13 protein-coding genes and 2 tRNA genes are annotated in these 15,860 nt (G+C 35.1%); 14 read left to right on the plus strand and 1 reads right to left on the minus strand.

Annotation, left to right across the window (positions count from 1 at the left end; translation table 11 throughout):
* Positions 1 to 82 precede the first annotated feature (82 nt).
* A complete protein-coding gene (locus Q5O86_RS08500) occupies positions 83 to 970 on the plus strand; it encodes a YitT family protein (protein ID WP_302626714.1) in 888 nt (295 codons plus the stop codon).
* A 195-nt stretch (positions 971 to 1,165) separates the two neighbouring features.
* A complete protein-coding gene (locus tag Q5O86_RS08505; protein ID WP_302626715.1) occupies positions 1,166 to 3,853 on the plus strand; it encodes a YfhO family protein in 2,688 nt (895 codons plus the stop codon).
* Between the two features lie 56 nt (positions 3,854 to 3,909).
* Here Q5O86_RS08505 and Q5O86_RS08510 read toward each other — a convergent pair whose 3' ends face one another.
* Complete coding sequence (locus tag Q5O86_RS08510) at positions 3,910 to 5,814, minus strand: carbohydrate-binding protein (RefSeq protein WP_302626716.1); 1,905 nt, start codon at positions 5,812 to 5,814, stop codon at positions 3,910 to 3,912.
* Positions 5,815 to 6,046: 232 nt separating this feature from the next.
* Here Q5O86_RS08510 and Q5O86_RS08515 point away from each other — a divergent pair, with 232 nt between their 5' ends.
* The 12 genes from Q5O86_RS08515 (at position 6,047) to Q5O86_RS08570 (ending at position 15,729) form a co-directional block, all read left to right on the plus strand.
* Positions 6,047 to 6,580: a helix-turn-helix domain-containing protein gene (locus tag Q5O86_RS08515; protein ID WP_302626717.1), complete on the plus strand. Its 534-nt coding sequence runs from the start codon at positions 6,047 to 6,049 to the stop codon at positions 6,578 to 6,580.
* 20 nt (positions 6,581 to 6,600) lie between these two features.
* Complete coding sequence (gene potA / locus Q5O86_RS08520) at positions 6,601 to 7,644, plus strand: spermidine/putrescine ABC transporter ATP-binding protein (RefSeq protein WP_302626718.1); 1,044 nt, start codon at positions 6,601 to 6,603, stop codon at positions 7,642 to 7,644.
* A 10-nt stretch (positions 7,645 to 7,654) separates the two neighbouring features.
* Positions 7,655 to 8,485 (plus strand): ABC transporter permease, encoded by an 831-nt coding sequence (locus Q5O86_RS08525; protein ID WP_302626719.1) that lies wholly within the window; start codon positions 7,655 to 7,657, stop codon positions 8,483 to 8,485.
* Positions 8,482 to 10,359, plus strand: a complete 1,878-nt coding sequence (locus tag Q5O86_RS08530; RefSeq protein ID WP_302626720.1) for an extracellular solute-binding protein — start codon at positions 8,482 to 8,484, stop codon at positions 10,357 to 10,359. The genes Q5O86_RS08525 and Q5O86_RS08530 overlap by 4 nt, the downstream gene beginning before the upstream one ends.
* Before the next feature lie 213 nt (positions 10,360 to 10,572).
* Positions 10,573 to 12,105, plus strand: a complete 1,533-nt coding sequence (gene dltA / locus Q5O86_RS08535) for a D-alanine--poly(phosphoribitol) ligase subunit DltA (RefSeq protein ID WP_302626721.1) — start codon at positions 10,573 to 10,575, stop codon at positions 12,103 to 12,105.
* Positions 12,105 to 13,250 carry a D-alanyl-lipoteichoic acid biosynthesis protein DltB gene (dltB, locus tag Q5O86_RS08540; protein WP_302626722.1) on the plus strand — a complete coding sequence of 382 codons (1,146 nt, stop codon included), beginning with the start codon at positions 12,105 to 12,107 and terminating at the stop codon, positions 13,248 to 13,250. The genes dltA and dltB overlap by 1 nt, the downstream gene beginning before the upstream one ends.
* Positions 13,251 to 13,289: 39 nt before the next feature.
* Entirely contained in the window at positions 13,290 to 13,526 is a 237-nt protein-coding gene (gene dltC, locus Q5O86_RS08545) for a D-alanine--poly(phosphoribitol) ligase subunit DltC (protein WP_302626723.1), read from the plus strand.
* A gap of 26 nt (positions 13,527 to 13,552) precedes the next feature.
* On the plus strand, positions 13,553 to 14,722 hold the full coding sequence (dltD, locus tag Q5O86_RS08550; protein ID WP_302626724.1) for a D-alanyl-lipoteichoic acid biosynthesis protein DltD: 1,170 nt from the start codon (positions 13,553 to 13,555) through the stop codon (positions 14,720 to 14,722).
* A complete protein-coding gene (locus Q5O86_RS08555) occupies positions 14,682 to 14,843 on the plus strand; it encodes a hypothetical protein (protein WP_302626725.1) in 162 nt (53 codons plus the stop codon). Before dltD ends, Q5O86_RS08555 begins: the two co-directional genes overlap by 41 nt.
* 96 nt (positions 14,844 to 14,939) lie before the next feature.
* Positions 14,940 to 15,524, plus strand: a complete 585-nt coding sequence (locus tag Q5O86_RS08560; protein ID WP_302626726.1) for a CDP-alcohol phosphatidyltransferase family protein — start codon at positions 14,940 to 14,942, stop codon at positions 15,522 to 15,524.
* 53 nt (positions 15,525 to 15,577) lie between these two features.
* Positions 15,578 to 15,650 (plus strand) — tRNA-Phe (locus Q5O86_RS08565).
* Between the two features lie 8 nt (positions 15,651 to 15,658).
* Positions 15,659 to 15,729, plus strand: a tRNA-Gly gene (locus Q5O86_RS08570).
* The last annotated feature ends 131 nt before the right edge of the window (positions 15,730 to 15,860 follow it).

The raw sequence follows: 15,860 nt of genomic DNA on the forward strand, positions 1-15,860 counted from the left end.
AAGGAGTTCAAATTATGGACTCCTTTGTTTTTATGTGATGCCGCTTCCGGTAATTATTTAAAAGTTGAATGGAGGAAAATAAATGGAAATAATAAAACTGAGTAGACAGATAGGCAAGGTAAAGCTAAAAAACATGATTGCATTGACAGTTGCCGGAATTATTAATGCATTTGGAATTACAATGTTTTTAGCACCGGTGAAACTTTATGATAGTGGGATTTCCGGAACATCAATGATTTTGTCACAGATTACGCCGAAGTATCTATCGCTTTCCATTTTTCTTATTGTATTAAACATACCATTGTTCTTGTATGGATTAAAAAAGCAGGGAAAAGAATTTACGGTATGTGCCATATATACGGTATTGGTTTATTCATTGTGTGCATGGTTGATTACAGATGTATTGCCTGTAAACGTGAGTATTATGTCACCATTGGCGGGAAGTGATTTGTTTTTATGTGCAATTTTTGGTGGAATCATTTCCGGTATTGGAAGTGGTCTTGCCATTCGATTTGGTGGAGCAATGGATGGTATTGAAGTCATAGCAATCATATTTGCAAAGCGTCTTGGAATAACGGTTGGAACTTTTGTTATGATATATAATGTCCTATTGTATATCGCGTGTGGATTTATAATTCAAAGCTGGATACTGCCATTATATTCTATGGTTACTTATGGGGCAGCTTTGAAGACTGTTGATTATATTATTGAGGGCTTTGACAGGTCGAAATCGGCAATGATAGTCACAGAAAAAGCAGAAGAAATATGTAAAGAGTTATCGGGAGCTTTTGAAAATGGTATCACAACACTAGAGGCACATGGATATTATTCAGATACTTCAAAGACGATGATTTATTTTGTCATTAATAGGTTTCAAGTGGGAAAGGTAAAAAGCATAGTACATAGTATTGACCCTGATGCATACATATCCATCACAGAGGTTGCAGATATATTTGGTGCAAATAATTAAAATTTTTTGGAAATATTTGCAATAAAACTTTGTTCTTGTTCGTTGTATATAAAGTACACATTAGTTTGACAATATTTTAATAGAGCTTTTATATCCACAGGCAACGAAATCAGGTAAGGTCTGCCGAAGGGTAATTGATTTTGACAAGAAAAGAATATGTGCTATAATATCCCCTCGAAAGGAAGAACAAAGAAAATGAAGAGTTTTTCATTAAAAATGAATCATGGCAAAATTAGGAAAATTGGTTGGTTTATTGCATTATATACGATTGCATTTTGTATTGTTGCGTTTACACTGGATAGGATTTTTTTGGCAGAAGGAAAGACTTTTGTCTGGTCAATGGACGGTATGGCACAGCATGTTGTGGCATTAAAATATATAAGGGATTATCTGATTACGTTCTTTACAACAGGGAGTGCTCCGATGGTGGATTATTCTTTGGGACAAGGTTTCGATGTGATAGGAACCTTAAATTATTATGGATTTGGCGACCCTCTCACACTTTTGACGGTGTTATTTCCGGAGAGCGCCATTGAAATTATGTATGAATTTCTTATCTTTTTTAGAATGTATTTGAGTGGTATTTTTGTGGCATATCTGTGTAAAACGCTCGGTAAAACAAATGTGAGTTCTGTTCTGCCGGCATCGTTATTATATGCATTTTGTAATTACGCACTTTGTGGAGGACTGAGACACCCATTGTTTTTTAATGGGATTATGTATCTTCCATTATTGATAGCAGGAGTGGAGATTCTAATTAAAAAGAAGAAAATCGGTCTGTTATGTATTAGTGTTGCGTTGGCATTTGCCAGCAATTATTACTTTATGTATATGAATACCATTATGGCTGCAATTTATTTCTTTGTAAGACAATTTGGAAGTTATCGTCAAAATGGAATCAAAAACTTTTTTATGAGTGTAGGCAGAGTTGTTATCTCGTATTTGTGGGGGATTGGAATGGCTGCGGTCATTTTATTTCCGGCGGTGTATGCTTTTTTGAATAATGCGAGAGCAACTACATCATTGGCGGCGCCCGACTTATTTTATTCAACAGGGCATTATAATATCTTAATCAACAGCTTTTTTATTTCTTACAGAACCTTGAATAATTGGAGCGTTCCGGGCCTCGGTGTGCTTGGAATGTTTGCTGTGGCAGTATTAATTGCCAGTCATAAAAAGTCAGATAGGAAATTGTTAGCAGGTTTTGTTATCGTTCTGGCAATGCTTTGTTTCCCGTTTGTCGGAAAGGTAATGAATGGTTTTTCCTATGCCACAATGAGGTTTAGCTATGCAATGGCATTGCTTCTGTCGGTTATGCTTGTATATGCGATTGATAATTTGCGAGAGATGAAAAAATACCCGATTATCATAATGTCTGGAATTATTGTATTTATGAGTGTGTGTTTGGGATATATTTCAACAACATCGAAGAAACCAAGTGTTTTTTGTATGGCATTGATTTTGATTGTAATATCATTGATTATCGCGTTGTTATATTATCTTTTCAAAAATAAAAGGAAGACAGAATGGATAATATATGGATTTACAGTAATTGCAGTTATAAATCTTATGTTTAACTGTACGACTATATTTAGCAGTAGATATTTTGACTATTGCAGTTCTTTCTATACGAGAGGAAAAGTCTTAAAAAACATGAAGTCGGATACCGTAAAGTTATTACAGGAGATAGATGACGATACATTTTATAGAACAGAGAGAGAACGTGAGATAAGGAATCGTTCTGCTTTCTTTGGTTTTTATGGTGATACTTTTTATTATAGTATTGTTCCCGGAAAGATGACGGATTTATATTCATCGGTAGGTCTGAGTAATTTTCACAGACCGTTTGTTTTAGAAAGTCTGGAAGGACGTCAGGGAATGATGTCTCTTGCAAGCGTAAAATATTATGCAGATTATGAAGATAAAAATGCACCATACGGTTTTGAAAAAATTAAAGAGAAGACAGTGAATGGTGAAAAAATCTGCTTGTATGAAAATAAAAACTTTTTACCTCTTGGAGTCACATACACTTCATATATGACCAGAAAACAGTATGACAGTTTGAAATTGGCTCAGAGAGAGCAGGCATTACTGACAAGTGCCGTTGTAGATGAGGATATCAAGGGAATTGAAAATAATACGGAAGTAAAGGGCATAACAATTTCAAAACCGGAAATCAGGGAAAAGGAACATGTTAAGATTAAGAATGATAAAATAAAATCAAAGCGTGGCGGAAAAATAAAACTCAAGTTTAAGAGCGGAGCAAATAGTCAGACGTTGTTAGCATTGGATAATGTTTATGCAAATGATAAAGATAAAGATGCACACTCAGCAACCTTCAAGGGAAAAAGAGGAAGAGGTAAGATGCGTATCAGAGGAAAGCTTACAGGTTCTTATTTCCCAAAACCCGGAAGTGTTTTAAATCTGGGATATTCTTTTGAGCCGCAGACGTCCTGTAAATTAAAGTTTTGGAAGAAAAGAAAATATCAGTTTGATGATTTATATGTCGCCAGTGTTTCTATGGATGAATATGAGAATTGCATTCGTAATCTTAAAAGAAATACGTTAACAGATATAAAGGTTGGAACAAATGTAATTACAGGAAAGCTGAAAGCAGACAGAGATGAAATATTACAGTTTTCTCTTCCATATAGCAAAGGATACAGTGTATATGTAGATAATAGAAAGGTTCATACATTTTCCAGCAGTATTGGATATATGGGAGTAAAGGTGAAAGAGGGTAACCATGACATTAAAGTGAAATATGCAAGCCCCGGAATTATCCCCGGAATCATCATTACATTGATTAGTTGCATTTTGTTTGGGACAAGAGGTATTATAATAATGAGAGGAAAATCATTGAAAATAAAAAAGAGAATATAAAGAGGAGAGGCTGTGGAATCATTAAGATTTACCACAGCCTTTTGATTAATTATGTGTTAAGGTTTAACTACTATATTTCCCCAATTATAATCTACCTCTGTATAGTTTGTGTCGACTATTTTTAGAATATTGTTATACAAGTATTCGTGTGAGTACAATGTATTCATTTTTTTGTCCTGATATAATTTATCAGCAATATTATAGATGGAATAATTAATTACATTACTATATACATAGCTGCCATCAGATAGTGTCGCATATGCACGGACTTTGTAAATTGAATTAAATAATTGTTTGGTTTTATTTGTAAAGAGCATTGTCTGTACAAAAAATGTTGCAGTCGGTGAGGCTGTGTCAAATCGATAATTGGCTGTTCCGATTGGAGTAGAAACATGTGTTTTTACATATTCGTTTCCAGAATTGATATACATATCGTCATCTTCCACAGGAAATGTCTTATCATCGATGTTGGAAAGAGCATAAATAAATCCCCACCCGGTAACTGATTGACCGTTAATTTGTTGTTCTACAGAACCTACGACACGACTACCTTCTAATAAAGAGCTAATCTGAAATCCTTCTATATTAACAGCATCACTGATAGTGATAGGATTATTTTTAATTGTGTCGGTGCTGAATTGAAACCAGTCTACATTGACTACATTACCACCGTCATTAACAAATTTTAAAAAGATTTTATGTGTTCCACTGTTTATTATATGTGTAAGATTAACTGTTTTTGTAATATATGTATTCCAGTCATTACCGGTTTCTTCAATTGGAATCACTACTGATGGCTCGCCGTTCATATTATCCATATATACATGGATATAACCGCCACTTCCTTTTTGACAGGAATAGTTTAATTCAATGGATTTGGCATCTTTGGTAAATTTTACATTGTTGTACAAAGTCCAATCATCATTATGTGTGCCTCCGATATTTTTAAGATTTCCTTCCGTGTCTTTATCAATGACAACACCGTACTGGTCAGAATAATCTTCAGCTTCTATTCGTGCAAAACCGTCATATGTTTTCTCCTGGGGAGGTTTTATTTCCTCCATTGTACCGTTACTGTTTACCGTTCCGGCATAGGAGTATACGCTTGTATCCTCAATATTTAGATGAAGAACCGGACGTACGGTCATAAAGCTATCTTCAACAGGGGAACCATTGCAGTATGCAAAACCGGATTGCATCACATATGAGGCATATTTTCCGATGTACCATTCAAACACAGCGCCTGATTGGTCACGGTAGTTATCGTCTCCCATAGTTCGGAGCCACCAGCCCGGTATTCCCCAAGGACAGGTTTCCCAATCTAATTTTGCATTTGCATATGGTGTGACAGTAAGCTCTCTTGTCGGAGTTACAAAACGTTCATTTGTAAAACCATATTCTGAATTTAATGCCTCTTTATGTGCTAAACAATAAATTTTATCATAAGTATCGTTCACAGCAAATGAATCTGGGAATGGGTCCTGTTTGTTAGATACCAATGTTGTCTGAATGGCATTTTGTTCTTTTAATGTAAAAGCTGTATTTATAAAATTATTATTAGTATAATCAATTCCGTTTTTATTCATATTACTTCCATAGCCATTTAACCAGCTTCTAAGAGTACAATTTTCCCATGTAACAATGTTTGCCGTTTCATTCCAAGGCTTTGTGTCCAGAGCTTTATCTGATAAGAGGAAAACGTCATTTCCGTTCTTTTTTAATATCCTCCATTTAATAGGCTCTTTTGTTTGACCGTTTATATCATTCTGATAGTAGTTTCCAAAGTAGATACAATCCCATGTAGTATTACCGTCGCTGTCTGTAGTTGGATTTGACAGAGTGTGATTTGCTGTCTCAATGGTATCTGCATTTGCAGGTTGAATAAATGTATTTATAACAGTTGTTATAATAAGTGCAAATAACACTATAAAGGATAAAAAATTTTTTTTGAATTTTGTCATATAAGTTTCCTCCTTTTTCTTATTAATTTGAATATATCATTGCTAAAAATCCATGTCAATGGAAAAATGTTATCGATAACAATTGAACCGATTTTATTTGTTTCTTTTTATATGCGTGGGTGTAAAAAAATTATTGACATACTATGTATAATTTTATATATTTATTAAGGTTAGAAATACTAAACATTTTGTTTAGTTTTTGAAAACAAAGAAAGGCAGTTTATAAATTACAATGGATATAGGAAGTAAGATAAAGGAATTGCGGATAGCCAACGGTCTGACACAGGAAGAATTGGCAGACCGCTCTGAATTGTCAAAAGGTTTTATATCTCAGGTAGAAAATAATCTGACATCACCGTCGATTGCTACTTTAGTAGATATTTTGCAATGCTTAGGAACAGATTTGAAGTATTTTTTTCGAGATGATGAGGATAATCAGATTGTTTTCTCTAAAGAGGATTATTTTGAGAAGACAGATGAAGAGTTGAAAAATACAATTCAGTGGATTATACCAAATGCACAAAAAAATATGATGGAGCCGATTTTAATTACTTTAAAAGCAGGTGGCTCTACATATCCTGACAATCCACACGAGGGAGAAGAGTTTGGTTATGTGCTATCCGGGACTGTTCAGGTGATTGTCGGGAACCGTTCGTTTCAAGCTAAGAAAGGCGAGTCGTTTTATTATGAGGCAAAGTATAAACACTATTTGAAATCAAAAGGCGGTGCGAGGGTGCTATGGGTAAGCAGCCCGCCAAGCTTTTAAGAAATATATCGGAGGTAGAAATGGGAAATACGATTATTGAACTGAAAAATATATCAAAAAATTTTGGGGAACATCAGGTACTGAAAGGAATAGATTTGAATATTTATGAGAATGAATTTCTCACACTTTTAGGTCCCAGCGGCTGTGGAAAGACGACGATTCTCAGAATTATTGGAGGATTTGAAGACCCCAGCAATGGCCAGGTATTGTTTCATGGAAAGGACATTGCCAAAATTCCTCCATATAAAAGAGAAGTCAATACCGTATTTCAGAAATATGCGCTTTTTCCATTTTTAAATGTATATGACAATATAGCATTTGGACTGAATTTAAAGAAAATGGATAAGAAGATTATCGATGAAAAAGTAAAAAAAATGTTGAATTTAGTTGGCATGAAAGGATTTGAAAAGAGGGATGTTACCAGTCTTTCCGGAGGACAGCAGCAGCGTGTTGCGATTGCCAGAGCATTGGTAAATGAACCGAAGGTTTTATTGCTGGATGAACCTCTCGGTGCATTAGATGCGAAACTGAGAAAAGACATGCAGGTTGAATTGAAAAAGATTCAGAAAGAAGTGGGGATTACATTTATATTTGTCACCCATGACCAGGAGGAGGCGCTTTCAATGTCTGACACGATTGTGGTAATGAATGATGGTGTAATACAGCAGATTGGAACTCCGATTGATATATATAATGAACCACAGAATAGATTCGTTGCAAACTTTATTGGAGAGTCTAATATTATACAAGGAAATATGATAAAGGATTGTCTTGTAAAATTTGATGATGTTATGTGGGAGTGTGTGGATAAAGGCTTTAAAGATAATGAAGAGATTGAAGTGGTTTTGAGACCTGAGGACATGGATATTGTTGCACCGGACAAAGGAAAGATTGTTGGGAAGATAATATCCAAGGTGTTTATGGGAGTGCATTACGAATATCTTGCACAGACAAAATATAGAAACTACAAGGTACATACTACGGAAAATATTGACCTTGGTATCGAGGTGGGGTTAACAATTGACCCGTATGATATACAGGTTATGCACAAGATGGATAATTAGGAGGAGAGATATGCGTCATTACAAAGGCTTAGTAAAACCCTATGTTTTATGGTCATTTTTGCTTATTGCGCTGCCCCTGGTTTTGATTTTGTTATACTCGGTTACTACAGGGGATAATTCACTTATAACAATACATTTTACATTGGATAATTTTAAGAAAATGTCAGACCCGGTATATCTTAATGTGTTTATAAAGTCATTTGAGATGGGGCTGCTTACGACTGGGATTTGCCTGATACTGGCATATCCTATGGCATATTTTATTTCTAAATTTAGTGATGAAGCACAGAGTATCTTAATATTACTGGTCACCATTCCTATGTGGATTAATACTTTGCTCAGAACTTATGCGTGGATTAGTCTCTTGTCGGATAATGGTATTATTAATACATTATTGAAAGCTATCGGATTAAATCCGGTGACTATGATGTATACAAATTTCTCTGTTATTATTGGTCTGGTGTGTGATTTACTTCCATTTATGGTGATTCCGATTCATACTTCATTAGCAAAAATGGATGAATCGTTAGTAGAGGCTGCCAGTGACCTAGGAGCAAACCGATTAAAAACATTTACTAAGGTGATATTGAAATTATCGCTTCCGGGAGTTATCAGTGGTGTTACAATGGTATTTTTATTATCTATTTCAACATTTGTTATCCCTGTTCTTCTGGGAGGACATCAGTTTGTTTTAATTGGTAACTTAATTGAAAATCAGTTTATATCTGTCGGTGATTGGAATTTCGGAAGTGCCATATCAGTTATTCTTGCAATTGTTATCCTTGCGATGATGGGGTTAATGAAAAAAATTGACCCGGATGATAACGGAGGTGAAAAATGAAAAAGAGAGTCTCCATAGGTTCTAAATTATACATAGCATTAATGTTTTTATTTTTTTATCTTCCGATATTTGTGACGATGTTCTTTTCATTTAATTCCTCAAAGTCATTGACAAGTTTTGCAGGTTTTTCTCTTAGATGGTATAAAAAACTTCTAACGGATACAAATATTATTTCGGCGGTTTATGTCTCTATCAGTATAGCTGTGATTGCAACCATTATTTCAACGATTCTCGGAACAATTACGGCAATTGGATTGTCAAAGAGCAAGAGAGTTTTACGGGAATGGATTTTGAATGTGAATAATATGCCAATTATGAATCCGGAAATCGTTACCGCTATTGGAATGATGATTTTATTTACTTCTGCAAGAATGGAGCGGGGGTATATTACGATGCTTCTGGCACATATTGCTTTTTGTACACCGTATGTGATTGTGAGTGTTTATCCGAAGGTTAGGAGTATGAATCATAACCTGGCGGACGTTGCAATGGATTTAGGTGCAACACCATTTCAGGCGCTTACAAAGGTTATTATTCCAATGCTAAAGCCCGGAATTTATGCAGGAATGCTGTTGGCGTTTACAATGTCTATCGATGACTTTGTTATTTCATATTTTGTAACAGGAAATGGAATATCTAATATTTCGATTGTGGTATATAACATGACAAAGAGAACAAATCCTACAATCAATGCCCTGTCAACAATTTTGATATTGGTTGTAGTAGTAGTTTTGGTTGTTGTCAATGTAATTCCTGCGATTGTGAAAAAGCATAAGGGCAAACGTGTTGAATTAGCGGATGCGGGGAATGGAATCTTTAAAAAGGTAGTCGGAATTACGGCAATAATTGCGATGATAGCCGTTGCAACATTCTGCGTGGCAAAATTTACTTCTATAAGCAGTAAACCGATACTTCGAGTATTTAATAGCGGAGAATATATTGATACAGAATTGGTAGACAGGTTTGAAAAAGAAAATGATTGTGAAGTGGTTTACGAGACATTTGATTCGAACGAGTCTATGTATACAAAAATTCAGAGCGGTTCGGAATACGATATTGTGGTACCATCAGATTATACAATTGAGAGACTGATAAAAGAAGATTATTTGCAGGAAATAAACTGGGATTTAATAACAAATAAGGATAAGATTGTGCCGTCTTTGCTTCAGAATAATTTTGATAAAGGAAGCCGATATGCAGTACCTTATTACTGGGGAACTGTCGGAATTGTCTATGATAAGAGAAAGGTGGCAAAAGAGGATTTGTCGCAGGGATGGGAAATTCTTAGAAATAAAAAATATAAGGGCAAAATATATATGTATGATTCCGAGAGGGATTCACTTATGGTTGCTCTAAAGGCTCTGGGATATTCTATGAATACAGACAATAAATCCGAATTAAATCAGGCATATACCTGGCTGGTAGAGCAGCAGAAGACAATGGCACCGGTGTATGTCGGAGATGACGTTATGGATAATATGATTTCCGGAAATAAGGAGATGGCAGTCGTTTATTCCGGGGATGGAGCTTATATTATTTCTGAAAATGAAGATATGGGATTTTTTGTTCCGGAACAGGGAAGCAATGTATGGATAGATGGAATGGTAATTACCAGGCATTGTGAAAATACAGAGCTTGCTCATAAGTTTATTGATTTCTTTTTACAGAGAGATGTGGCAATACAAAATACAGAATATATTGGTTACGACAGTGCGGTGCAGTCAGTATATGAATATTTTAGAGATGAAGAGTATAAGGGGAATCCGGGATGTGCACCGGATACCACAAATAAGAAAAATGAAGAGTTTAAAGATAGAGAGCAGGAAATAAAAGAGTATTGTGCAAGTTTATGGACAAAAGTAAAATCCCATTAGCTATTATAATTTTAACAAATATTAATAATTGTAAAAAAAACGTAAGAAATTCTTAATAAAAAATCACTTGTAATTCATATATGCAAGTTGTATACTTTGTATTAGTCAAAACGACACAATTCCATCACATTAACATCAAAATGTTTGATGGATACAAAATTGTTACAAGTTCACAATATAATTACAAAATATTTTTTACAAAGGTAAAAAGGTATGAACGTATTAGAAGAGATTAAGAATTTTGCGCTGACAGATGAAGACAGGATTGCTATTCATAGTGGCGATACCTGTCTTTCCTATGGTCAGTTAAATAGTTATTCAGACCGGCTGGCTGCATGGATTTACAGGAATTATGGAGACAGTAAAATACCGGTTGTGGTTTATGGTCATAAGAATCCATATATGATTGTTTGTTTTCTGGCATGTGTGAAAGCAGGAAAAGCGTATTGCCCACAGGATATTTCTATACCCGATTCGAGAGTGATTGACACAGTAGAATGTGTGGAGCCTGAAATAATATTCCAGGTTGAAGGAGATATCGTCCTGGAAAATCAAAATGTAATTAACCTTTCACAGGTAAAAGAAATTATTGAAAAAGAGAAGGAAGCAGTGGATGCTTCTGTGTGCGTAAAGCCTGAGGATACATATTATATTATATTTACGTCGGGCAGCACAGGAAAACCGAAAGGTGTACAGATAACATTTGATTGTCTGAACAATTATCTGGACTGGTCTGTAACACTTGGAAGTACAAGAAGCGAAAAAATTGGAAAGAATTTTGGAAATCAGGCACCATTTTCTTTTGATTTATCTGTAATGGATTTATATACATGTCTGGCATGTGGAGGAACATTGCATACAATGACAAAGAAAATGCAGGAAGATTATGGCGCAATGTTTGAGCATTTTGAAAATGCAGATATGAATATATGGGTATCGACACCGTCGTTTGCCGATATGTGTCTTGCGGACAAAAAGTTTTGTAGTGATATGATGCCAAATTTAGAAATGTTTCTATTTTGTGGTGAGGTGCTGACTACATCTACAGTAAAAAAACTGCATGAGAGGTTTCCAAGTGCGAAAGTAATTAATACTTATGGACCGACGGAATCTACTGTCGCTGTGTCTGATGTGTTGATAACATCTAAGCTTTTAGAGTCGACTATGATAAAGGGGAAGTCTTTGCCGGTAGGACATGAGAAAAAAGGCACATGGTTAGAAATTCATGATGAAAATGGTAATTGCCTTTCTGAGGGTGAACAGGGAGAAATTATTATTATCGGGAATACCGTAAGCACAGGTTATTATCAAAGGGAAGACCTGACAAAGAAAGCATTTTTTGAATGTGAAAGAGAAGGCAGAACATATCGTGCATATCACACGGGAGATGCCGGATATAAAATAGATGGACAACTATATTATAATGGAAGAATTGATTTACAGGTAAAATTAAACGGATATAGAATTGAAGTGGAAGACATAGAAAATAACATGCTGAGACTGCCACAGATTCATCATGCGGTTGTTATGCCAAATATGAAGGAAGGTAAGGTGAGAAGCCTGACTGCTTTTGTGACAGGAGACCTTGACGGTAAGACACCTCAGGAATTTGGAAGGAAAGTCAAAAAGCAGTTGAAGGATATTCTGCCGACGTATATGATTCCCAAAAAAGTAAAATATATCGAAGAAATTCCGATGAATCATAACGGTAAAGCTGACCGTAAGTTTCTGGGAGGGTTATTATAATGAGTTTTTATTCAGGAGAATATTTCTTTCTTGTTCTAATACTGGTTCTTGTCGGAGCATTGATACTCGGATTATTAGAAAAACCGATGAAATGGTATAACATAGCTGTTTCGATATTATTTATTGTGTTGGTTTTAGAAGGAACTCCGTCAGCATTGATATATTTTTGCGTTTATTTTTTGATGGAATTGCTGTTGGTGAAATTGTATGAACAATTAAGAAAAAAAGGCAGAAAGTTATGGATATACAGATTGTTTGTTTTCCTGACAATATTGCCATTAATATTATGTAAACTATGTGAATTGAATACATTTAGTCAGATGGGATGGTTTCAGTTTATTGGAATATCATATCTTACATTTAGAGTTGTTCAGATTATCATAGAAATTTATGATGGAGTCATTGAGAGTGTATCTGTTACTGAGTTTACCGGATTTCTTATTTTCTTTCCCACATTTAGTTGTGGACCGATAGACAGAAGCAGAAGATTTGAGAGTGATTTTACAAAGACCTATAAGAGAAGTGAATATTTAGAGCTGTTTGGAATAGGTCTTGAAAAAATGATATGGGGATTGCTCTATAAATTTGTTTTAGCGGAATTGGGTTACAAGGTGATGATGTTAGTGACAGAGCCTACATTACTCAATGAAATTGCCTATGCCTATACATATGGAATCTATATGTTCTTTGATTTTGCAGGATATAGCCTTATGGCAGTAGGAACAGGTTATATGCTCGGTATTAAAGTGCCTGACAATTTTAATAAACCGTTTCTCAGCAAGGATATGAAAGATTTCTGGGCGAGATGGCATATTACTTTATCAGAGTGGTTTAGAGATTTCATATTTACCAGGTTTGTTATGGCTTCGATGAAAAAGAAGCGTTTTCCTACCCGGCTTACAACGGCATCTGTAGGTTTTATTATCAATATGCTCGTTATGGGCGTATGGCACGGGCTTGGAACCTGCTATATTTTATATGGATTATATCATGGAGTGCTTTTGGCACTGACAGAAATATACCAGAAGAAATCTAAGTTTTATAAGAGAAATAAAAAGAAAAAGTGGTATGGTGTCCTATCATGGGCAGTTACAATGAATTTAGTCATGTTTGGATTTTTGATATTTTCGGGACATATTATTTAGTGGGGAACCGGAAATTAAAAATAATTGGAGGTGAATAAGATGGAAGAGAAAGTTTTAGATTTATTAGAAGAAGTGTGTGAGGATGATGTAGTGAGAGAGGATTTAGATATGGACTTATTCGAAGAAGATATCTTAGATTCCTTAGGTTTTGCTGAGTTATTGACAATGATAGAAGATGAGTTAGGTGTCATCATTGCTCCTTCTGAGGTAGTAAGAGAGCAGGTAAATACTGCCAATAAGATTATTGCGCTGGTAAAAGAGAAGAGTGAGAATTAAAGTGTGTAATACAGAGGTGAAATTTAATGAAAAACATTAAGGCAATAGGAATAGCTTTCCTTATGTTTATCATGACTGTTGCTGTGATAAAGATTACTATAAATCGAGGCATGCCGGAATATAGTACAAGGTATGGTACATGGGTCAGTGCTTCTAAGTTTGGCTGTAATTCCGGAATGAGAGAGTTGTTAGATAATGATGGCATTGTTACAGTGTTTGGTTCCTCAGAATTGAGACATTGTCAAAAATCAGGATTTCATGGGGATACTATTTATAAGAGTACAGATATGAAACCGGTATTTATTGGAAAAGGTGGTTACCAGAGCCTGAATCATGCAATTACTTTGGGGTCGCTTGGTGATAAATTGAAAAATAAAAAAGTCGTCCTCAGTGTCTCTCCGCAATGGTTTAAGCCGAATGGAGTAAAAAAGGAGGCCTTTGGTGCCTCATATTCTGAAACGAATATGATTGCGTTTTTAAAAAACAAGGATATTCGTGATGAGACAAAACAATATGTCCTTGACAGAATACAAACGTTGACAGATGAAAACCCTGTCATGTGGAATCGTGTTCAGGATGATGTAAAGTGGTATCTGAAGAATGAAGGAAATTTATTTGATAAGATGAGAAAGGGAATCCACAGTTTTCTTGCCAAAGATAAGGCAGAGACAAAACTCTTTTTAGCATCTGTTTCAAAAGGATTCTATCAGTGTAAGGATGACGAAGAAAAAAAGGAGATAGACTGGAAGAAGCTCTATAAAAAGGCCGATAAGAAGGGGCGTAAAAAGACAGGAAATAATAAATATGGCATGCTCGATAAGGTATATAACAGAAGATATAAAAAAAGAATCGAGAATAATGATATCTGTGATTTAAAGTATTCTCCCGAATCCATTGAGTTTCAGGACTTACAATGCTTTTTGGATATTTGTAAACAGGAAAATATTGAAGTGTTGATGATAATGCTTCCGCTAAATGGAAGATGGAGTGATTATGCAAATTACCCGACAGAAAGAAGAGAAAAAATTTATGGCAGGGTGAAAGCAATTGCGGAAAGAAATAGCATACAGTTGGCAGATTTGACACATTTAGAATATAAAGATTATATATTTGAGGATGATAGTCATTTGGCATTGAAAGGGCTGGTAAGTTTTAATGAACAGATTTACAACTTTTATAAACAAAGTAAAAAATAGTGAAAAGGCAAGGTTTGTGTGTAAGGTGCTTGTAATATATGTTGTTCTAATGATGGTTTGGGGATATTATATTATCTCAAAGGATGCAGCAGCGCCTGTATTTATATACGAAGAATTTTAAAGATATAATTTATGTGTCAGGTCTGGTATTTTTTTATTTCATTTCTTTTAAAATATTAACATTTGGAGTATACTAATTTCCGTGAGGAGAAATAATATGGACAAGAATTTTTGGCACGAGTATTTTTCTATTCCAAACTTAATGGGATATTTTAGAATTTTTTTAGTTTTTGTATATATGGTGTTGTTTTACCGGTCATTGTCGGGCGCACCTTACTGGCCGGTAATTATAACAATTGTTATCTCAGGGCTGACAGACTTTTTTGATGGAAAGATTGCAAGAAAGTTCAATATGATAACAGAGTGGGGAAAAGTGTTAGACCCGATTGCAGATAAGATAACGATTGGAGCGATTATCTTAAGCCTGTGTTTTAAATATAGGATTATAATTGCAATGGCTGTTTTATATATTGTAAAAGAAGGGTTTATGGCAATTGCAGGAATGGTGTCTATAAAGAGAGGGCATAAAGTTGAAGGCGCCATGTGGTATGGAAAGGTATGCACTTTTGGTACCTATATTATCTTGATTTTACTACTTTTATATCCGGCTATGAATATTATAATAGTCGATATTCTTGTCGGGGTTAATATGGTGATTATGCTATTTACTTTTATAAATTATATTTTGTATTATGGCAGGGTAATAAAAGGATTAAGTAAAAATATGGAAAGTTTGTCTTGACAAAAATATAATAATAGTTTAGAATCGACAGTGCGTGATGCGAGGTATCATGAGCCTGGTTAGCTCAGTTGGTAGAGCAGAGGACTGAAAATCCTCGTGTCTCTGGTTCGATTCCGGAACCAGGCAGTTATTATGCGGGTGTAGTTCAGTGGTAGAACACCAGCCTTCCAAGCTGGATATGTGGGTTCGATTCCCATCACCCGCTTTTTGTTTGCTATAGAGTCATGCAAAAATAGAAAAGAAGCATTATTGTGTGAGTTTACTCACAAAGATAATGCTTCTTTTTTATTTTTATGTGGCGAATAGCCACACCGAGATGTAGCACGAGAAGTGCGG

Source organism: uncultured Eubacterium sp. (assembly GCF_937958975.1).
Taxonomy (GTDB): Bacteria; Bacillota; Clostridia; order Lachnospirales; family Lachnospiraceae; genus Eubacterium_G.